15 protein-coding genes are annotated in these 19980 nt (G+C 50.6%); 10 read left to right on the forward strand and 5 right to left on the reverse strand.

Going from position 1 to position 19980, the window contains the following annotated elements; all coding sequences use genetic code 11:
- Positions 1 to 193: 193 nt before the first annotated feature.
- The 3 genes from Q1A04_RS09505 to Q1A04_RS09515 form a co-directional block, all read right to left on the reverse strand.
- On the reverse strand, positions 194 to 3373 hold the full coding sequence (locus Q1A04_RS09505; protein WP_299704567.1) for a type ISP restriction/modification enzyme: 3180 nt from the start codon (positions 3371 to 3373) through the stop codon (positions 194 to 196).
- Positions 3374 to 3551: 178 nt separating this feature from the next.
- Entirely contained in the window at positions 3552 to 3953 is a 402-nt protein-coding gene (locus tag Q1A04_RS09510; protein ID WP_299704570.1) for a hypothetical protein, read from the reverse strand.
- A gap of 513 nt (positions 3954 to 4466) precedes the next feature.
- Entirely contained in the window at positions 4467 to 5696 is a 1230-nt protein-coding gene (locus tag Q1A04_RS09515) for a hypothetical protein (RefSeq protein WP_299704572.1), read from the reverse strand.
- Positions 5697 to 5720: 24 nt separating this feature from the next.
- Between Q1A04_RS09515 and Q1A04_RS09520 the strand changes: the two genes are divergently transcribed.
- The 3 genes from Q1A04_RS09520 (at position 5721) to Q1A04_RS09530 (ending at position 7920) form a co-directional block, all read left to right on the forward strand.
- The gene (locus Q1A04_RS09520; RefSeq protein ID WP_299704577.1) at positions 5721 to 6368 is read left to right on the forward strand and encodes a hypothetical protein; all 648 of its coding nucleotides are present in this window, start codon (positions 5721 to 5723) and stop codon (positions 6366 to 6368) included.
- A gap of 95 nt (positions 6369 to 6463) precedes the next feature.
- A complete protein-coding gene (locus tag Q1A04_RS09525; protein WP_299704580.1) occupies positions 6464 to 7651 on the forward strand; it encodes a helix-turn-helix domain-containing protein in 1188 nt (395 codons plus the stop codon).
- A gap of 83 nt (positions 7652 to 7734) precedes the next feature.
- The gene (locus Q1A04_RS09530; RefSeq protein ID WP_299704583.1) at positions 7735 to 7920 is read left to right on the forward strand and encodes a hypothetical protein; all 186 of its coding nucleotides are present in this window, start codon (positions 7735 to 7737) and stop codon (positions 7918 to 7920) included.
- Positions 7921 to 8163: 243 nt separating this feature from the next.
- Here the strand turns inward: Q1A04_RS09530 and Q1A04_RS09535 are convergent, their stop codons facing one another.
- Together Q1A04_RS09535 and Q1A04_RS09540 are read right to left on the reverse strand one after the other, a co-directional pair.
- Positions 8164 to 8949 (reverse strand): hypothetical protein, encoded by a 786-nt coding sequence (locus Q1A04_RS09535; RefSeq protein ID WP_299704586.1) that lies wholly within the window; start codon positions 8947 to 8949, stop codon positions 8164 to 8166.
- 102 nt (positions 8950 to 9051) lie between these two features.
- A complete protein-coding gene (locus tag Q1A04_RS09540; RefSeq protein ID WP_299704589.1) occupies positions 9052 to 9576 on the reverse strand; it encodes a hypothetical protein in 525 nt (174 codons plus the stop codon).
- Positions 9577 to 9815: 239 nt separating this feature from the next.
- Here Q1A04_RS09540 and Q1A04_RS19040 point away from each other — a divergent pair, with 239 nt between their 5' ends.
- From Q1A04_RS19040 to Q1A04_RS09570, 7 genes are all read left to right on the forward strand, one after another.
- Positions 9816 to 10133, forward strand: coding sequence for a DUF6660 family protein (locus Q1A04_RS19040; RefSeq protein ID WP_366943841.1), 318 nt, complete (start codon positions 9816 to 9818; stop codon positions 10131 to 10133).
- Between the two features lie 107 nt (positions 10134 to 10240).
- Positions 10241 to 14629 (forward strand): CusA/CzcA family heavy metal efflux RND transporter, encoded by a 4389-nt coding sequence (locus Q1A04_RS09545; RefSeq protein WP_299704592.1) that lies wholly within the window; start codon positions 10241 to 10243, stop codon positions 14627 to 14629.
- 25 nt (positions 14630 to 14654) lie between these two features.
- A complete protein-coding gene (locus tag Q1A04_RS09550; RefSeq protein ID WP_299704595.1) occupies positions 14655 to 15842 on the forward strand; it encodes an efflux RND transporter periplasmic adaptor subunit in 1188 nt (395 codons plus the stop codon).
- A 10-nt stretch (positions 15843 to 15852) separates the two neighbouring features.
- Positions 15853 to 16299 carry a transcriptional repressor gene (locus Q1A04_RS09555; RefSeq protein WP_299704598.1) on the forward strand — a complete coding sequence of 149 codons (447 nt, stop codon included), beginning with the start codon at positions 15853 to 15855 and terminating at the stop codon, positions 16297 to 16299.
- Positions 16300 to 16328: 29 nt separating this feature from the next.
- Positions 16329 to 16700 (forward strand): DUF3703 domain-containing protein, encoded by a 372-nt coding sequence (locus Q1A04_RS09560; protein WP_299704601.1) that lies wholly within the window; start codon positions 16329 to 16331, stop codon positions 16698 to 16700.
- A gap of 6 nt (positions 16701 to 16706) precedes the next feature.
- Positions 16707 to 18734 carry a heavy metal translocating P-type ATPase gene (locus tag Q1A04_RS09565; RefSeq protein WP_299704604.1) on the forward strand — a complete coding sequence of 676 codons (2028 nt, stop codon included), beginning with the start codon at positions 16707 to 16709 and terminating at the stop codon, positions 18732 to 18734.
- A gap of 252 nt (positions 18735 to 18986) precedes the next feature.
- The gene (locus Q1A04_RS09570) at positions 18987 to 19949 is read left to right on the forward strand and encodes a hypothetical protein (protein WP_299704607.1); all 963 of its coding nucleotides are present in this window, start codon (positions 18987 to 18989) and stop codon (positions 19947 to 19949) included.
- The last annotated feature ends 31 nt before the right edge of the window (positions 19950 to 19980 follow it).

The raw sequence follows: 19980 nt of genomic DNA on the forward strand, positions 1-19980 counted from the left end.
CAGTCCACCAGCTCAGCTCATTAGAGATTGAGATAAGAATGCCAACAAGCACAGAACCCATAGATGCATCTTCCACGCACATTAAAACTCGGTTCAGCGAGTATAAGGGCTAATATTAGTTTATTGATTATGCTCAGTTGCCTATGCTCACTGCGAAATGCAGTTTACTTGCGTTTAGACTTACAAAGATGCGCTACCTTTCAACTTCCTTTACTTCCTGAGCCTCCACTACCCTAATCTTATCAATCTCCTTCATGAGCCTATCCGTCTCGTTCAGGGCGACAATGATTTTCTGGTAGTGGAGTATCTCATCGAAGCCCAACTCCCGACCCTTGCGGTCTTTCAACCACTTCTGCGCTGGTTGGTATCCACCGATATAAAACTCCCATACTGGCTGCGGCACATCAGCAAAATACTGTGTGTCGTTTATGTAGACGTTTCCATCCACGTACTGTAATTTCTCCACCAGATTACTTCCATCCTCCGGGTACTGGGTTATGTACTCTCCCACCACCCTGCTTTCTAGAAGATGTACCTGCCGAAGCTCCCCTCCAAGTTCCACGAGCTTCCAGAACGTATCAGGTCCACTTGGGAAGGGTACACGTGGGAAGCCGACCTTTAGGAACTCCTTGTACCTCTTCCGATATGAAGGGCTGTGAAGAACCGCATATATATAGTCGAGAATGTCGATTGGCGCAAATGTGTTTTCGGTTTCGCTTCGTTCAGGAGTGAACTTCATTCCCATACGCTCCTCTATCTGCTGTACAATATCTTTTCTCAGATTAGGAGTGCGTTCCATGCTGCTGCCAAAGGTCGTCTGTCCCGAGTGCTCAGCATAAAGATAGAGCGGGAAGGCATACCCAACCTCGCCCGTCTGCAAGGACACGGTACACCTCTCTACAATATTCTTAGAAATGAAGACATGTTGGAAGTCGAAAGATGTCTGCTGACGACATGCCAACAGAGCGAGATTTTCCTTCTCCAACATGTGTTGCATCACCTCGTTCCTTGGATAGGCCATGAAGCCCTTGCTCCGGCCTGTATAGATTGTCTTCCGTATATCGAAGGGCCGGTATAATACATCCTGTACCTCCCCCCGGTAAGTAGCTAAATCATTCTTCGCATATGACACCTTCCAATCCCTTCCGTCCGGCTTAGGAGTGTATGTCTTACGGAATGCATCTTCCGATAGCACTTGAATGTCCCTGCGTATATCGTGGAGCTTTGCCTCATCGAACTGAATCGTGAGGTGGTCTCTCTCAGTGGTCATACCGCTTGCATTCAATTGGAACAGGTCGCTAATAGAGAACCCAGCTTTGTAAGCCTGTTCGCTCTCTAGGTTCTTGTTAACAAAGAAGAAATCCGGTTCCCTAATCACAAGCTTTTCCCAAGCGATGGTGCCCAGTGAGTTAATGGAAAGCTTCTCGTATTTGTAATCTCGTTTTCCCCACAAATCGCACCTGTATACTTCCCCTAGCTCCTTCTTCTGCTTCTTTCCCGTTTTTACAAGTAGATTTATACTTACCCCTTGCATGATGTCGAACACGTTTTGGTCAGCGGAGCCATCCGGGGCGACCTCCTTCTTCTTGGAGTTGCCGTGCAGGTCCAGAATGTAAACTTTGTCAAAGCTCTCCAACAGACTCTTGCGCATCTGCCGATGGATTAATCCCTCAATGAAGCTGTTGTTGGATATGTAGGCCAACACCCCCTCACCATTTTTATCGATGAAGTGCTGCCCAAAACGAATGAATTTGATGTAGTCATCTGACAGAGGCTGTATGTTCCGCTCGTTCAGGTTCTTCTTGTAGTCCGCCACCAGCCTCTCTATCCACTCACTCTTATTCGTACTGCTCACGCTGTAGGGTGGGTTCCCCATTACCACCATGACAGGCGTGTCACGCTTGATGTGATTGGCCTCGTTCGCCTCATTGGCCAGTGCGGTTGCGAACAAGGACCCGGTATCGGGGTGGTGCTCCTCCAAGCTGTTGGTCAGGTATACCCGGAAGCGCTGGTCTCTGGTGGGCTTGTAGCCCGTCTCTGTCAGCAGCAGGTCCAGTTTAAGGTGCGCCATCGCATAAGATGCCATCAGCAACTCGAAGCCGTTCAAACGTGGTATCAGGTGGTTCTCCACGTAGTTGCTCCAAATACCCTGCTGGCCTTTAAACCGACTGTGGACATGCTTCACGACCTCGGCCAGAAATGTCCCGGTTCCCGTTGCTGGGTCGAGTATCTGGACCTTGTGGACCTCCTGCTCGTACTCACGTTGACCCGCCTTGAAGCGCTTATCATGCGTGGGCACCTTCAACGTCACCTTCGTCTTGGACGTGTCTGCCAAACCCTGTGGCAAACTGAACTCCGTCTTTAAAATGTCATCTACCGCACGCACGATGAATTGAACCACCGACTCCGGGGTGTACCACACGCCACGTGCTTTGCGCAGCTTCGGGTCGTACTCAGCAAGGAATGTTTCATAGAAGTGTATGATAGGGTCATGGGTCTGCGTGGCCTTGCCGAAGTTCTTCAACAGAGCAGCCACGTCCGTGGCCCGGAAGAGGTCTGCCAGCCCGTCTACTATCCACGTGATGCGGCTGTCAAGGTCGTAGCCAGCGATGTACTGGAATAGGGTACGCAGGAAAGGGTTTGACTTGGGTATGAGTTGTGCCGCCTCCTGCCGGGTGAAGGTAGGCAGGGTAGGGTCGTGCAACCGGGCAGCGAACATGCCATAGGCGATGGTCTGGGCATAGATGTCAGCAAACTCTCTCGTCTTGATGTCGTGTAGGAGAACCTGTCGGAAGGCTTCCATCTGTTCTTGCAGCGTGCTGTTCTCTCGGTTCTCCTCGTCACTGTTCAGTGCCTTCCCAATCACCTCAGAGAGCATACGAGCTTTGCCTGCCATCATCTCTGCCAGCTTCCTAGAACTCTTGATGGTTTGGCCATTAAAGGTGCAGAAGTCCTTCATCAGATTCTCGAACATGGTGTAGTTGTCCGGGATAGGACGAACCTGACCATCCTGTATTTCTGCAATCCTTACAGATGTCGTGAACTCGCCCTCAATGTAAAGGTGAAAGTCCATGTAATCTGTTATGATGAGGTTATCCAGTGACGCACGGTAGCGTTCGAACTGTTCCTTCAAGCTCTTGCTACTGAGTTGTACACCTATGTCCTTCGCCTCGATATAGCCCACCGGGATGCCTTTCTTGGTCAGGATGTAGTCGGGCGCTCCGCACGCAATTCTAGCAGGTTCATTAGTCACCAGCACGTCAGGAGCGAGTGATTCCAATAGGTTCTGTAGGTCGCCACGGTAACTGTGCTCTCTCGATATTCCAGCCTTGTACCGGGTATTAAGTCTGTCGATGTATTCGCTAAGTGTCATATTACTACTTGCATCAAGGTCTCCGTCCATCATACTATTAGTCGGAGTAGATTCATGATTTATCTACTAAATGCAATATAGAAATATATAATAAACTTTCTCACTCTAATGAATGAGCATGGCAAGTCCCAGAGAATATTATCAATTGATAATGTGGGAATAAATTTCTACAAAATTGCTATAGGGGCATATGCTGGCCCTTGCTTTCAATTACACGCATGAACTCGTCATAACTTAGGATGGGGATGCTATGATACATACTTTCAGGTTCCCGGTCGTGTAATTCTTCCACGGTGAGATGAAGATGTTTCAACTGAATCAGTGTAGCGCCATCCTGAGCGAGGTACTCGGTAACGCAAATATCAGCTTGCCCTGCGCCATTTGCTTTCAAACAGTATGTAACCACTCCGGGTATCCGCTCCGCTAACTCGTTCATGGACAGCATAAAATCGTAGGCGGGCCGCACATTCTCTTCTCCGAGATAGAGCGAGACGTAGTAGTCTTTACCTTCAATATTTTGTGTATAACAGAAAGTGCCTGTAAGGTACAAGTAATTCATATTTATCATGACCTTTCCCATCGTTTTATCGCAGATATGAGTTTCCGGAGAGCTAAGTCAATTACCTCATTCTTCTTCAAATAATAGCCATGCCCCCGTAGTATTTGGACCGCCTCAGTAACTGTGGACCACGTTTCCGTTTTGCATTTTACACTCTGGTATTTGCTCATAAGATGCTGTTCATTTCTGGTATATATAAATTTTTCCACCCGTTTTTCTACCAGTTCGGTCTTTTCTGATGTAGGAATAAATATATAACTACACCGCAGCTGATGTGGGAATGAAAAAATGAACCAACTAATGGATGAACAAGGAGGCAACATGAAGATTACAATTATTTTAGAAGGAGAAGAACTCCGGGACGTACTCGGGGAAATTATAGAACGGATGACTCCCAAAAGGCCGAACGGTGGATACCAGCACGTTCCATCGCAAGAAACAACCTGTGCTGCTAACGAAGAGGATGACTTTCTAGGTGACTTTATAAAGGAAATGAACTTGAAAAGACGAGGCAGGTCATAGTGGTCCAGAACATTATAGGCCTTTCAGTATGACCCCAGATGGCCTGCTCTCTAGGTATTCTTTCATCTGCTCAGGCGACATATCGAAGAAGTCTTCCTCGCTTATGATATCCCTGCCTGCCTTCTCCATAGCCAACATGCCTGAGGTGGCACCGGGAGTGGTATGCAGACCCACTCGATTCTCCTTCCAACCATCGTAGAATCTAGCCCCTCCTTCTTCCACCTCAGACGAGAACACACCCATCATTTCATTGATTGATTCGCTGGCATCCTGCTGCTCTATAATCACTTTCGTTGACAGGTATTCGGCACGTAGGCTTGGCTCCACGCCACATGCGTGGCCATAGTACACCTTCATCAGGTTTACCACCTCGTCCACGTGCTTCACATCACAAAGGATAGAATCATGGACGTGGCTGAACCAGTCACACTTATACCTGCCAAACAGATAGGTAAGGGTCTGGTCGAGACAAACAGTACTCTCGATGCGCTGCATCTTGATTGAGAAATCAGCGTGGTCACACGCTCTCTCCTGTAAGGTAATCTCTGCCACGGTTGGAAAGATTTCATGGAACGCCTTGAACTCAGGAGACTTAACTGCTGTCGAGTTGCGACAGTAAAAAATGTTCTTGAAGAACCGCTCCTTGAAAGTCCCATCTTCGTCCGGTATCCCAAGCTTCTCTTTCATATAGGAGTAGAACTCACCGTTGCGCACAAGGTCCACGTACTTCTGAGTACTCTTGGAATACGGGGTGTTATTGATTCGATGATACTCCTGTATGATGGCTGTCATAATAAAGGGTTGGCTGTTCCGACAGTCTATCTGCACCAAAGTGACCTCCGGTACCGCCAGATACTGCCTCAACTCAGACGCCAAGTTCGTCAGATTGGTGTGAACACGCCTTCCGGCCTTATCACGAATCGAATAGAACTCCTTTCGGTGGATGCTACTGATACTGGTGTAGCGTGTCCTGAACCTATCGATGACATTCTCCGCTCTTGCTTGCGCAGTCTTGGACCCGGTTATAACTTTCGGCACCAGCACGGTATACTGTCCTGCTACCATCTCCTCAGCAACGGTGACGTCATCGGGCAACTCGTTGTACAGGTCCGTTACCGCCTCGTTGTTCGCTCCGACCACCGCCTCCATGGCTCTGCCATAATCGATTCCTACGTGTTCGAGGTTGCGGAAAATATCTCTGGTGACCGCATCCATCTTACTCCTGTTCGCAACGGCTTTCAATCGGAGCTTTGTCTCCAACTTCTCATGCAGGAACATATCCTCGAAGAAGAGCGGGTGCTCCTTTATGAACTTCTTGGAAATCCTGTACCCGAGCGCTTTACTCCTCATACTGTATCCGTAGTTGTGGTAAAATATATTATCACATTCAACGATTCCCTTTGTAAGATAAAATTCAAGGATGTCTCGGTAGTAGTTCTTACCAAGCAGCGCACGGAAGTCATCAGCACATATTTCGATGTAACTGTTGAACGTCTTGTTCTTGCTGGTGACAGTGCGCAGGTAGATGAAGTGCAGGAAATACTTGTACTTATCGGTATGCGTGTCGAGGTACTGACTACGCCTTCCTTCCGACTGGTCGGGATGGAACGTTCTCCTGTAATCTCCTATTTCCTTACGAAAGTCAAAATTAGGAGGGGTATACAATCTGAGGTTCATGTGTGGGGAAATTTTGGTTATATATCAGCCAGAGACACTCTCTCCCTGATGCCATTCCCTACTTCTATCACAGATTCCTCAAAAGTTTTAAGGCCAACTCAACTATTTTTTCTCTATCATTCCATTCTATTTTTCTTTTGTTTATGGTCTTATGGGTGGGCAAGTTTTATAACAGCAGTTAAAGTTTCAACAGATAAACAGTTTATGTTACCCGCATACCAATTAGTGCAAGAATGAAGAATATTACTATCTTGTATTAGTTATATGAGCATTATTCGAGACGTATTGGCATCACATGTCATATTCACTAAATTCTTTAAAAAAGACGCACCATGATGGACATTGAAGAACTAATCAGGTACCACAATGAATGTGTGTATCTTGACTTCAAATTGGATGAGTACTCAAAGGAGAAAAAGGCGGAGTTGATAAAGGATGTGATGAGTTTCGCCAATGCGCACCACGATGGCGACAAGTACATCATCATCGGTATAAAGAAAGAAGCTGGCAAGCATATCTACAACTCCATAGACGCTCCGAAGGACTCAGCCGGTATTCAGCAGACCATCCTTCATAACATCGAGCCGGAGCTTGACATCTCCTATACGCCTTTTCACTTGGATGGAATCAAGTACATGGTGCTGACCATCAAGTCACCGCAGAACCAACCATACTTGGCCAAGAAGACCATTAACAGTGAAAATGGCAAGGCGATGTTAATAGAGGGAGACTGCTGGGTTAGAAAGGGGGACCTAAAACTGAAAGCAACCCGGAAGGACTTCGACCGGATGTATCTCAGACATTTAGAGAGTAGGTACTTCAAGGGAGACGTGGAAATACTTTTTACACCAGCCCAAAGCAGGAGACTGTGCCTCCAAACTATCGGTGACATTGAGTTACCATCGACATTGACGCAGGAGCGAATACGGAAGATTATTGACAAAAAGGAAGCTCTCCGTGCAAAGGACCCAAAGGCCTATGAGTTCTCCAACATCAATCTCGCTCCGATGTTTTCAGGAAGACCCTATGAGAAACGAAGCATTGAAGAGTTAAAGAAGATATTAGAGACGCTCCGGGAAGACTTCTTCGAAAAGGATATGCACCATGTGTATGAGGAAAGGTCCCATAGGGTAAATCTAAGCATAACGAATAGAGGCAATGAGTACATTGAGGATGCCAGCATCCAAGTCCGTATAAAGCGAAGTGGTGGTCTCGCCATTGCTGATGTGGTGTATAAGGTAAGGGAGAGCAGTAGCAACCCCATGCTCCCGTACGTCCCACGTGTTGCCTCCTACAGTGAGTTGAATTACCCTTCGGTTGAGGTCATTGACGATTTCTATGTAATCTCAGAAGATATAGGCGACCTAAAGCACGATATTACACAGAATGCCTTCAAGGTTCCACTCAGGTTGGTGATAGAGAATAATGCGGTCGAAAGGGAAATACCAGTCGAGTGTCTGATACGAGCCAAGAACCTAAAGGAACCTATCAAACAGATACTTATTATTGAGGTTGTATAGCGAATGTTATAGAGGGTCGTCAACACCTTTGAATCACGACAGTGTATAATGCGGGTAATATCTACAATGGTACCGTGTCCGACATGTCGCTCATACCCAAGCACCGGGGAAACACAGTGTTGATGCTGGAAAAGGAGAGCAAGAGCAAAGAGGCGTATACGCAGGGAAGCATGATATTTACCTCGAACGACATCATCAACAACAGTTGTGTGATTCTGGCTGGCGTGCTGGTTCTCCTCATGGCTCCGCCCTTCCTGACTTGGTGGTAGGTAGGTGCTATCGTGTTCAAGGTCGTTATCCGGGGACCGTTCAGGATACTCAAACTGGCAAAGGAAAACACCATTGGAACCTGTCTCTCGTGCTTAGGAAATGCAGGCCCCAAGGCCCAATAAAACACCAATAAATCTTGAATGTGGGTATTTTTTGTGGTGAATTCCTTAAAAGGATGTCTGTAGGCCTCAGAATGAACACTTGTTGGGGTCCCCTGCGGACTCCAATTAGGTCTATCACAGCTAGAATCCAAGCTTAGCCAGTTTTGTAATGCGTGTGTTGTAAATACGGGTCCAACCTTTTGGCTTCTGCTTGATTTCATCTTCAGTAGTGATGTTCTTCCAGGCCAGGTTCTGATATTTGTATTCACCAAAGTCTACCTGGCTACTGTATTCAAGTTCATCAGGATGAAACAGAGTGTAGATATCGAGAGAGTCCCTACACCTAAAATAAATAGTGTAGCCGTCATTATACTTATCTAGCTCATACCGTTCAATCGCAAAGATGTACAGCGTGTCGAAGTTTACTGCTTTGACCTTGGAAACCGGTTCTTCTAAATAGAGTAGCTGAAAGCCGTTTTTTATATGTCCGGACTCATACACCACGTAGTCCTCTTCTTCCCCCACGTAATCCTCTCTTTCCTTTAGGTTGTCGAAATAGATGTGGTTGTAGTTGAACGAAACGCATGGCTTCCACCTAGAGCTATCATACGGTATGTACGTCCCGTGTTGTTCCACTTTCAAACTTGAATCAGTGGCACCTGTAGTCTTACTGTGTTCTATTCCCATTTCTTGAATGTTTCTATGATATACATCAATTATAGAATCAGCTATAGTAAAAGTTTTAATCGGGGTCGAAGTTTTTTTCTCTATGTAGGATTCCCAGGGCCATGTACGGCCGATGCTTCCATGTGTATACTTGAGAAAGCTCGGCCCGGTAAGGGCGTGCAGTAAAAGTCTGTACAGGGGTGAGGCGCTGTCCACACGTTTGTTAGTGCTGGTGCCCTCACAAGCCCAAGCCCCCTTCATCGTTAACCTTGTAGGTTACGAATGTTACGGTCATATTTACCAAGGTGAGTGGAAGAGCTGGGACCTGAGGATGCCGACCTGATGTACCGCCATAGGCGGATGTTAGAAGCCGAGGTTGGTCAACTTATTCACTCGGGTGTTGTAGTAGGTGACATTATCTATTTGGCTTATTTCTGCTTCCGTCACTTTGTTTCTCCAGGCAAAGCTTTTTTCAAAGTCCCAAGCTTCAACGTCTGAGTCACATGCAAACCGAAAATACATAGGGTACTCTAAAAAGTAAATATCAAGTGTTTTCAGGCATTTGAAGTACAAGTCGAAACCATCCAAAAATGGATACCATTCGTAGTGCTTGACAGCATAGATGTACAACTGCTGAAAATCTATGGCCTTAGGTTGAGCATCTCCTGCCTTCTCCTTGTACAGTAGCTGGAAGCCTGGTTTTACATGCTCGTCATCGTAATATAAACAATCTCCCTCTCCTAAAAGCTTCCTGAAGTATATGTGGTTATAATTTAGGACCGTAGATGGATTCCATCTTGAGCTGTCAAACAGCTTATCCATTTGATTTTTTGCCGCTGAAAATTTTCTAACTATTGTTCCAGCATGTAGTTTTTGAAATGATTTCATATAAGTAAAGGTTGTGTATCACATCTTATAGAAACAGGTTATGGAAAAGTTTTAAAGAGTTATCGATTTTTTTTGATTATTCTAACGGAAGGTCGTTAGAAGGCCTATGGGCGCTGGATGAGTTAAAACTATGCATTTAAGATTCACGTTACGATGGATAAGCTTTCTGGCGTCTCTATAACGATGGATGAACAACAGGAAGGGAGCATGAGTAGCTAAAATTTATTACCTTTGCACAAATGAAGTACCTGTCTGTCATATGGGGAATCGTTATCTTTCTACTGGCGTGCCTGCCGTGCACGGACAGCGGGACGGCCTACGCCCAGTGTGAAACAACGACAGTCCAGGCTACCCACAGTCATGCTGACCCGGCACAGGGCGCTGACCTCTGCTCTCCCCTGTGCGAATGCAACTGCTGCGGGGGAATCACACTTTCTTTCAGCTGTCCGCAATTAGCGGAGCCACCTCATAATCCGCAAGGTTCTTACCTGAGCGCCTACCTTCCCGGTGGTGCTGCTTCCCCCTCTTTTACTTTCTGGCACCCGCCCAAGGCTTAACCTATTTCTGTTTTAGGTAAGTAAACACGTGCTGCCGCGCCCCTGTGCGGCCTCAAGAGGCGTGCGCATACTTTTGTATGTGGTTTTTGGGATTAAAGAATTAAAAGGTGCTAGATAAAATCATTCATTTTTCTATCCATAACAAGCTCATCATCGGAATTTTCACCCTTGCGCTTGTTATCTGGGGCGGCTATTCCGCCACGCAGCTGCCCATCGATGCCGTGCCTGACATCACCAACAATCAGGTGCAGGTCATCACCACCAGCCCCTCGCTTGCCGCGCAGGAAGTGGAGCGGCTCATCAGCTTCCCGGTGGAGCAGACCATGTCCACCATCGCTAAAATTGAGGAGGTGCGCTCCATCTCCCGATTCGGCCTCTCTGTGGTAACCATTGTCTTCGAAGAGAACGTGGACATATACTGGGCACGCCAGCAGGTAAGCGAACGACTCGTAGAGGCCACGGGTAACATACCGCCTGGGCTAGGTAGTCCGGAGATGGCCCCTATCTCCACCGGCCTTGGGGAGATATACCAATATGTGGTACACGCCAAGCCGGGGTATGAGGAGCAGTACTCGGCTATGGACCTGCGCACCATACAGGACTGGATTGTGCGCAGGCAACTGCTTGGCACGCCCGGTGTGGCCGAAGTGAACAGCTTCGGCGGCTTCCTGAAACAATACGAGATTGCTGTTGACCCCGACAGGCTGAAAGCCCACAACCTCAGCATCAGCGATGTGCTGGAGGCGCTGGAACGCAACAATGGCAATACCGGGGGAGCCTACATCGACAAAAAGCCAAACGCTTACTTCGTACGCAGCGAGGGCCTCATAGAGAGCCTGGACGAGGTTAAGAAAGTGGTGGTCAGCAATACCTCCAACGGCACACCCTTATTTATCGCTGATATTGCCCAGGTACAGTTTGGTAGCGCTAACCGCTACGGTGCTCTGACCGATGCCAACGGAGAGGCGGTGGGGGGCATTGTGATGCTCCTGAAGGGGGAGAACACCAATCAGGTGGTGGGTCGCGTGAAAGAGCGCATGGAGCAGATTGCAAGGTCCCTTCCGGAAGGCGTGGCAGTAGAGGCCTTTCTGGACCGGAGCGAGTTGATTGGGCGGGCAATGGGCACAGTGGAGCGGAACCTGATTGAGGGCGCTCTGATAGTGATTTTCGTGCTGGTGCTCTTCCTGGGCAACCTGCGTGCTGGCTTGGTGGTGGCCTCTGTCATCCCGCTGGCCATGTTGTTTGCCATCATCATGATGAACCTCTTCGGCGTATCAGGCAACCTGATGAGCCTCGGGGCCATCGACTTTGGACTCATTGTGGACGGGGCCGTTATCATTGTGGAGGCGACCATGCACCACTTGGGCCTGCGCAAAGAGGGAAGACTGACGCAGGCCCAGATGGACGAGGAGGTGTATGAATCTGCCCGTAAAATTCGGACTGCCGCTGCCTTTGGTGAAATCATTATCCTGATTGTATACCTGCCGATTCTGGTGCTGGTGGGCATTGAGGGGAAAATGTTCCGTCCCATGGCGCTGACCGTCTCCTTTGCCATATTTGGTGCCTTTATCCTCTCGCTCACTTATGTGCCTATGATGTCGGCGCTATTGCTGAGCAAGAAGACCACTCATAAGCGCAACATTTCCGACAGGATGATGGACTTTTTCCAGCGTATGTACAGCCCCGTAATCAGGGGTGCCCTTCGGTTCAAGGCACTGGTGCTTGTTTCTGCGCTTACCTTGTTTGCCCTGAGCCTGATGCTTTTTTCCCGCATGGGAAGTGAGTTCATTCCTACCCTGGAGGAGGGCGATTTTGCTTTGGAGACAAGGCTATTGACCGGCAGTTCACTTTCCGAAACCATCGAAAAGGTATCGCTGGCTTCTCAGATTCTAAAGGAGCGATTCCCGGAAGTGAAGGAGGTAATCAGCAAAATAGGTGCAGCTGAGATTCCGACAGACCCTATGCCCATGGAATCCGCTGACGTCACTATACTCCTCAAGGACAAGGACGAGTGGACCAGCGCCAGCACCCGAGAGGAACTGGCCAGCCAGATGACGGAGGCGCTGGAGGACATACCCGGTGTTACGTTCGGCGTTTCACAGCCTATCCAGCTACGCTCTAACGAACTGATTTCAGGCGTGCGCCAAGACGTGGGCATCAAAATCTTCGGAGAGGATTTGCAGGAACTGACCAGGCTATCCCAAGAGGTCGGCCGTGTGGTTTCTACCGTGGAAGGGGCTGAGGACCTCTACCTGGAGCAAGTGTCCGGACTGCGACAGATTGTGGTGGACATCAACCGGGGACAGATAGCCAAGTACGGTCTTGACGTGGAGGCGGTTAACCAGGTTATCAACGCTGCCTTCGCCGGGCAGAGCGCCGGGATGGTGTACGAAGGGGACCGCCGCTTTGACCTGGTCGTCCGGCTGAAACAGGATGACAGACAGGATATCGCCGATGTGCGTCGACTCTACGTGACCACCCCGAGCGGACTGCAGGTGCCTCTGGAGCAGGTGGCCGATATACAGTACCGGCAGGGACCGAACCAGATACAGCGCGAGGATGCCAAACGCCGTATCATCGTGGGTTTCAACGTGCGTGGGCGGGACATCGCCAGTGTGGTGGAGGAAGTGCAGCAGAAGATAGACCGACAGGTAACACTGCCCACAGGTTACTTTGTGACCTACGGGGGGCAGTTTGAGAATCTTCAGGAGGCAAATAAGCGCCTTTCTGTGGCCGTTCCGGCTGCTTTGGCGCTGATATTTCTGCTGCTGTATTTCACCTTCGGCTCCGTGCGCCACTCGCTGCTCATCTTCACGGCTATTCCACTGTCGGCCATTGGGGGCGTACTGGCCCTGTGGCTGAGGGATATGCCCTTCAGCATATCGGCCGGTGTAGGCTTCATCGCCCTGTTCGGTGTGGCGGTGCTCAACGGCATTGTGCTCATCGCCGAGTTCAACAGGCAACGCAAGGAGGAAAGTATTCAGAGCCTCCGTGAGGTGGTGCTCAAAGGCACCTCCATACGACTTCGCCCTGTGCTGATGACGGCTACGGTGGCCTCCCTGGGCTTTCTGCCGATGGCGCTCTCCAACACAGCCGGGGCTGAGGTGCAGAAACCACTGGCCACCGTAGTGATAGGCGGACTTATCACCTCCACTATGCTGACGCTAGTGGTGCTGCCCGTGCTCTACATACTCATAGAAGGGTATGTCTCCAACAGAAAGAAACGCAACGCGAGCGGCAGCGGATTACCGGCAACTACCATAGTAACCATTATTGCCTCAGTTGCCCTGCTTATGGGTAAGGCGCAGCAGGCACAGGCACAGCAGCTGCCAGTAGAAGTGTACACGCTGGATGAGGCCGTTGCCAAGGCAATCAGCCAGAACCCTGCAGTAGAGGCCGCCAGGCTTGACATCAAAAGAAGCCAGTCGCTTAAAGGGGCGGCCTGGGACATCAATAAGACGCAGCTACAGTACTCTACCGGTAAGCTGCAGTCTGGAGAGTATGACAGTGAGGTTTCGGTATCGCAGACGTTTGCCTTTCCGACTGTCTATGTCAGACAGGCAAAGCTTGCCGGGGAACTCACCCAAGCGAACAGAATTGGCCTGACACAGCGCCAGCGGGAAATCGTCCGCGATGTGAGGCTCAACTACTACGGAATGGTCTACGCGCGCTCCCGCCTCAGCTTGCTCACCTACCAGGATAGTTTGTATACGGCTTTCCTCAGGGCCGCCCAAGTGAGGCTCCGGACCGGGGAAACCAACCTGCTGGAGAAGGTGACGGCCGAAACACAGCTGTCTGAGGTGCGCAACAGTGTCTTTCAGGCAGAGGCTGACAGGGACGTTTTTCAGCAGCGCCTACAGGCTTTGCTGTCAACTGATACGCTGATAGCCACGGCAGACACGGCACTGAACCGCTTGCCTCTGCCAAGCATAACCGAGGAAATGCTGGAGCAGAATCCAAGGCTCCTCCTGGCCCGGCAACAGGTCGAGGTGCGGCAGGCGGAGACCAGGCTGGAGCGGGCCAGGCTACTGCCGGACCTGCAGTTAGGCTACACGAACCGAACCATTGCCGGGAGCCATGGGAAAAGGGGGATAGAGGAGTTCGAGCCGCCGCAGGAGGTGTCCTTCGGCGTGGTCATCCCGCTGTGGGCAAAGCCACAGAGGAGCCGTATAGAGGCTGCCAAGTTACAGGCTGACGTAGCCCAGTTGAACCTACAGTATACTCGCAACGAGCTGCGGGCCGATGTGGCGGGCGCACTACAGCAGGCGCTCAAGCTGCAGGGCAGCCTGGATTACTATGAACGCACGGCACTGCCGCAGGCGCGGCTCATCATAGACCACGCCACCAAAGCCTACCGGGTAGGGGAAATCAACTACCAGAACTATATCCTGAGCCTAAGCAGGGCATTGAGCATCCAGGCGAACTATCTGGAAACACTCTACGCCTATGACAGGGCTGTCATTGAACTCCACTATATTACAGAAAACCAACAGTAACCAACAAAAGCAGAATCTATCCCATATGAAAAGGATTATCCATATATTTTACCTAGCGGGTGCATTGCTCTTTTTATCCTGCGGCAGTGAGTCTGAGCCGACGAAAGTGGCCACGGAGGAGCATGGTGAAGAGAACCCAAACGAGGCGGAGCTGACCGAGCAGCAGTACAAGGTGGCGGGCATAGCGCTGGGCAAGCCTGAGATGCGCAACTTGAGCAATACCCTGACGCTGACAGGCAAGCTGGACCTGCCGCCACAGAACATGGCCTCTGTGAGCGCCCCCCTGGGCGGTTATGTGAAGAGCACGGAGTTGTTGGAAGGCATGCGTGTAAAGAAAGGGCAGTTGATTGCAAAGATTGAGAACCCTGAGTTTGTGACACTGCAGCAGGATTACCTGGATGCCAGAAGCCGCCTTGGTTTCCTGGAGTTGGAGTACGAAAGGCAGAAAGAACTGTCCGCTGAACAGGTCACCTCCGCCAAGACGTATCAGCGGACTGCTTCCGAGTACAAGTCTGTAAGGGCACAGGTCGAGGGGCTGGGGGAGCGACTGCGCATCATCGGCGTCAACCCCGCTTCTTTGCGGGAAGGCAACATCAGCCGCATCCTTCCCATCTATGCTCCGATTGAGGGCTTCGTGACTTACATCAACGCCAGCATTGGGCAGTTTGTGAACCCGACGGACGTACTGTTCCGCATCGCTGATACCGACCACCTGCACGTGGAGCTGACGGTGTTTGAGAAGGACGTGCCGACGCTGAAAAAGGGGCAAAAGGTATTGTACTCCCTGCCCAATGAGACAGAGGCTAGGCACGAGGCCACCGTCTATCTGATTGGAAAAGAAATAAGCCCGGAGCGGACGGTGCAGGTGCACGCCCACATGGAGGAGGAGGACAAAGACCTCGTGCCGGGCATGTACGTGCAGGCGCGTGTGGCACTGAACGGCCAGGAAGTACTGGCTCTGCCGGAGGCGGCTGTGCTGCATGACAATGGCAACAACTATATCTTCATCTACACAGGCGATGAAAAAGAAGGCGAGACGGTGATGAAGCGTTTCCGCATGGTGCCCGTGGAGCGAGGAACCGAGGAAGGAGGCTATGTGCAGGTGGCGCTTCCTGCCGGAATTGATACCGCTGCCGCCAATTTTGTAACGAAGGGTGCTTACTCTTTGCTTTCCAAGATGCGAAATGCTGAAGAAGAAGGAGGCCATCATTAAACAATTCCCTATGCTACAAAACTTAGAACTTATCCTGCAAGAAAAGGGCGTCCGCCCGACGGCCATGCGCCTGATGGTGCTTGACTTCCTGCAAGGCCAGTCTTCGGCAGTGAGCCTGAATGACTTGGAGGCACACTTCCTTCGCTCAGACCGGATTACCTTATACCGTACCCTTAAAACCTTTGAGGATAAAGGACTTGTACATAGTATAGAGGACGGAACAGGTTCTACGAAGTATGCGCTCTGCGAAGAAGGCTGTGCATGTGCACCTGAAGACCTGCATGTTCATTTTTCCTGCAGCAAATGCCAGGAAACATTTTGCCTCCCGATGTCACGCATCCCAAAGATTCCGCTGCCTGACAACTTTACCATGGAGGAGGCTAGCCTGGTGGTGAAGGGCCTCTGCGGCAGTTGCGCCACCAAAAATGCAATGCGATTGCAGGGCGATGAGGCGTAGCTTTACATAACTGGACAAGAAAGCACATCATGAAACTCAACTGGAACATGCCCGCCAAGCTCAGGCCCTTTTACCGACAGGAACTGACCGCTTACCACACCTGCTGGAGAGAGGGCAATCCTGTCGCTGCCTGGAAGCATTTAGAAAGAGCGCATATCCTGGGGCAGCCATACCCGCTGGAGCATACAACCGTACACTGGAAGATGCTCAGATTCGGTCTTAGGACAAAGAACACGACAGAAGTGATTGGACAGCTTCCCCGTCTGTTGGTAGGTGGGGTAAAGTCCTGGGCCGGAAAGATTCCAGTGGGCAACACAGGCGGAGCCAATGTTCCGCCCCTCCGGCCAATGCCCATCCCGAATGACTTAAAGCGAATCATAGCATCTGCTATTAACCATTAGAATATTATGAATAAGAGCGATAGTACATCAAAAAGCATAGAAGAGGATTTCAAACCACTGGAGATTACCTCTCCCAGAACTGCGGAGGCCCCTGGACCCAATGTCGGTGCGGAATGCTGCGCTGCGGATGGCAGGACCAAGCAGGCTGGTGCTATGGAGCATGAGCATGCCGAGGAGGAGGCAAAGTCCTCCTACATTCCAACGGCCATCAGTCTTGTGCTGCTATTGGGAGGTATTCTGCTTGATTACCTCGACACACCCTGGTTCTCCGGATATGTGCGGCTAATAACCTATGGCATAGCCTACGTGTTGGTTGGTTGGCGCGTGGTATGGCATGCCATCAAGAGCCTTAGGAGCAGCTTCTTCAATGAGTTCTTCCTGATGACCATGGCCACCCTGGGTGCCTTCTACATTGGGGAGTATGCTGAGGGGGTGGCCGTGATGCTGTTCTATGTGATTGGGGAGCATTTTCAGGAGGCGGCCGTGCTGCGCTCCCGCCGTTCCATCAAGGCGCTCATCGACAACAGGCCTGATGAAGTGGGACTGGTGACGGATGACGGCATCGTCACAGTGAAGGCGAAAGAGGTGCAGGTGGGCGATGTGGTGCAGGTGAAGGCCGGTGAGAAAGTGGCGCTGGACGGGGAACTGCTCACCGAAAAGTCTTCCTTCAACACAGCCGCACTGACAGGTGAGTCAAAACCTGACACGAAAAAGCAAGGCGAGACGGTATTGGCGGGTATGATTAACTTGGACCGCGTTATTGAACTGAGGGTCACCTCTGCGTATGAAAACAGCGCCCTTTCAAAAATACTGAAGCTGGTAGAGGAAGCAGGCAGCCGGAAGGCCAAGACGCAGCAGTTCATCACCAAGTTTGCCAAAGTATACACGCCCATCGTGTTCTTCCTCGCAATTGGTCTTGTCTTTATTCCTTACTTTTTTGTGGAGAGCTATGACTTCAACCAATGGCTCTACCGGGCGCTGATATTTCTGGTAATCTCCTGTCCCTGCGCCCTGGTTATCTCCATACCGCTCGGTTACTTCGGCGGCATTGGGGCAGCCTCACGCAACGGACTCTTGTTCAAGGGGTCTAACTTCCTGGACCTGATGACGCAGGTGGACACGGTGGTGATGGATAAGACCGGTACGCTGACCGAGGGGGTGTTTCAAGTGCAGCGTGTGGAGACGGTACTGCCCGAGAAAGAGTGGTTCCTGTCGGCCGTGGCTGCGCTGGAGAGCAAATCCACACACCCTATCGCACAGGCCATCGTCTCAGAGGCGGGTCAGGTATACCAGCAACATGTGGTCAGTGAGGTGGAGGAAATCTCCGGCCACGGTCTAAAAGGGAGTGTTGACGGCAAGCTTCTACTGGTTGGTAATGCCAGGCTGCTGGATAAGTACAGTGTGCCGTATGACCCTAGCCTGAAAGAAATTGTGGAGACGATAGTGATAGTGGCCGTGGACGGAACCTACGCAGGCTATATCACCATCGCTGACAAGACGAAGGAAGACGCTCCGCTTGCTGTAAAGAGAATGCGGGAGTTGGGGGTGAAAAGGCTGGTGATGCTCTCCGGTGATAAGGACTCAATCGTCCAGAAAGTGGCAGCCGAGCTGAAGTTGGACGCGGCCTATGGCGGACTGCTCCCGCAGGACAAGGTGAGCCATGTGGAGAAACTGAAGGCTGAGGGCAGAACGGTAGCCTTCGTGGGCGATGGCATCAACGATGCGCCCGTGATTACGCTCGCCGACGTGGGCATGGCCATGGGTGGCCTTGGTTCAGACGCGGCCATTGAGACAGCGGACGTAGTGATTCAGATGGACAATCCCGCCAAAATAGCTACCGCAATCAATATCGGCAAGAAGACCAAGCAGATTGTCTGGCAGAACATTGCCCTAGCCTTTGGGGTGAAAGCCATCGTGCTGATACTGGGTGCCGGAGGGTTGGCGACCATGTGGGAGGCTGTCTTTGCCGACGTAGGCGTGGCATTTCTGGCTATTCTGAATGCAGTGCGGATTCAGCGAATGCATTTTGACTAATTCGGCATGTGTTCCCTCAGCCGGGACCAGCTTTTTGCAGGTGTAGCCAGTGTGAGAGAAAGGTTTTAGAATGTAAAAATTAGCGACAGCCTGCCCTATGATTAGCATCAACGTTGCCAATGCCTAACATGACCGACCGGTATAGGTATAGGCGGTATCCTGGCAGGGTATAGAATTGTTTTGTTAGAAATGCTGGGCAAAGCTGCCTGCCACTCATGTGGCTTGATAGTATCATAAGTTTATTGATAGCGAATGAGTCTGCTAAACAAACTCCACACCCTCATTATAATAGCAGCGGTTTTACTTGGCCTGCTCCTGGCGCAAGTGCCATTCATTGCTGCGCACGCAGCCACGTTCATCATACCTTTCCTGATGCTGATGCTCTACGGCTTGTTCCTGGCAATGCCACTGCAAGGGCTAAAGCAGGGCTTCCTACACAGAAAGTTTGTGACCATAAGCCTTCTTATCAACTTCGTGTGGACCCCGCTGCTGGCGTACCTCTTAGGTTATATGTTCCTGTCACACCAGCATGCGCTTTGGATTGGGTTCGTCATGCTGATGGTGACACCCTGCACGGACTGGTATATCATCTTCACCGGCATTGCGAAAGGCAACACGGTGCTCTCGGCTTCCATCCTTCCTCTCAACTTGTTGCTGCAGGTAATCTTGCTGCCCATTTACCTGCTGCTGTTCTTCAACCAGACAGGCATGCTACCATTAGGGTCTTTGCTTGAAAGCATCGTGCTGGTAATTGCCGTGCCCTTTATATTTGCCCATGCGACAAGGCTTCTCATGCTCCGGTCAGGCAGGCAGGGCCTTTTCGAGGAACGGCTCCTCCCGACATTTGAGTCCGCCCAAATCTTTTTTTTAGGATTCGCCATCATGGCGATGTTCGCTTCCGAGGGAGGTGTGCTGGTAAACAACCTAGAGGTAGTGTATGTCATGCTGGTCCCTTTGCTGCTCTTCTTTGCCATCAACTTCATCGTTGGTCGACTCGGCAGCCACTGGGCGAGGCTCAATTATGGAGACGGAGCGAGCCTGAGCCTTACCACCCTGGCCAGAAACTCACCCGTAGCGCTAGCGATAGCCGTTGCAGCTTTCCCGGATACACCGCTCATAGCGTTGGCGCTGGTAATTGGTCCTCTGATAGAGCTTCCCATCTTGGCCATAGCCTCTCATATCCTGCTGCGTGCAAAGGGAAGGCTGCTCAACTAACAAATCAAGTGGCAAGAGTAGTGTCAGCGTA

Origin of the sequence: uncultured Pontibacter sp. (assembly GCF_947499215.1) — a bacterium.
Taxonomy (GTDB): Bacteria; Bacteroidota; Bacteroidia; order Cytophagales; family Hymenobacteraceae; genus Pontibacter.

Coding starts and splice junctions, on each gene's coding strand:
- Q1A04_RS09505 (WP_299704567.1), bottom strand. CDS start 3,373: ATGACACTTAGCGAATACATCGACAGACTTAATACCCGGTACAAGGCT.
- Q1A04_RS09510 (WP_299704570.1), bottom strand. CDS start 3,953: ATGGGAAAGGTCATGATAAATATGAATTACTTGTACCTTACAGGCACT.
- Q1A04_RS09520 (WP_299704577.1), top strand. CDS start 5,721: ATGCAGGAACATATCCTCGAAGAAGAGCGGGTGCTCCTTTATGAACTT.
- Q1A04_RS09525 (WP_299704580.1), top strand. CDS start 6,464: ATGATGGACATTGAAGAACTAATCAGGTACCACAATGAATGTGTGTAT.
- Q1A04_RS09530 (WP_299704583.1), top strand. CDS start 7,735: ATGTCGCTCATACCCAAGCACCGGGGAAACACAGTGTTGATGCTGGAA.
- Q1A04_RS09535 (WP_299704586.1), bottom strand. CDS start 8,949: ATGAAGGGGGCTTGGGCTTGTGAGGGCACCAGCACTAACAAACGTGTG.
- Q1A04_RS09540 (WP_299704589.1), bottom strand. CDS start 9,576: ATGAAATCATTTCAAAAACTACATGCTGGAACAATAGTTAGAAAATTT.
- Q1A04_RS19040 (WP_366943841.1), top strand. CDS start 9,816: ATGAAGTACCTGTCTGTCATATGGGGAATCGTTATCTTTCTACTGGCG.
- Q1A04_RS09550 (WP_299704595.1), top strand. CDS start 14,655: ATGAAAAGGATTATCCATATATTTTACCTAGCGGGTGCATTGCTCTTT.
- Q1A04_RS09555 (WP_299704598.1), top strand. CDS start 15,853: ATGCTACAAAACTTAGAACTTATCCTGCAAGAAAAGGGCGTCCGCCCG.
- Q1A04_RS09560 (WP_299704601.1), top strand. CDS start 16,329: ATGAAACTCAACTGGAACATGCCCGCCAAGCTCAGGCCCTTTTACCGA.
- Q1A04_RS09565 (WP_299704604.1), top strand. CDS start 16,707: ATGAATAAGAGCGATAGTACATCAAAAAGCATAGAAGAGGATTTCAAA.
- Q1A04_RS09570 (WP_299704607.1), top strand. CDS start 18,987: ATGAGTCTGCTAAACAAACTCCACACCCTCATTATAATAGCAGCGGTT.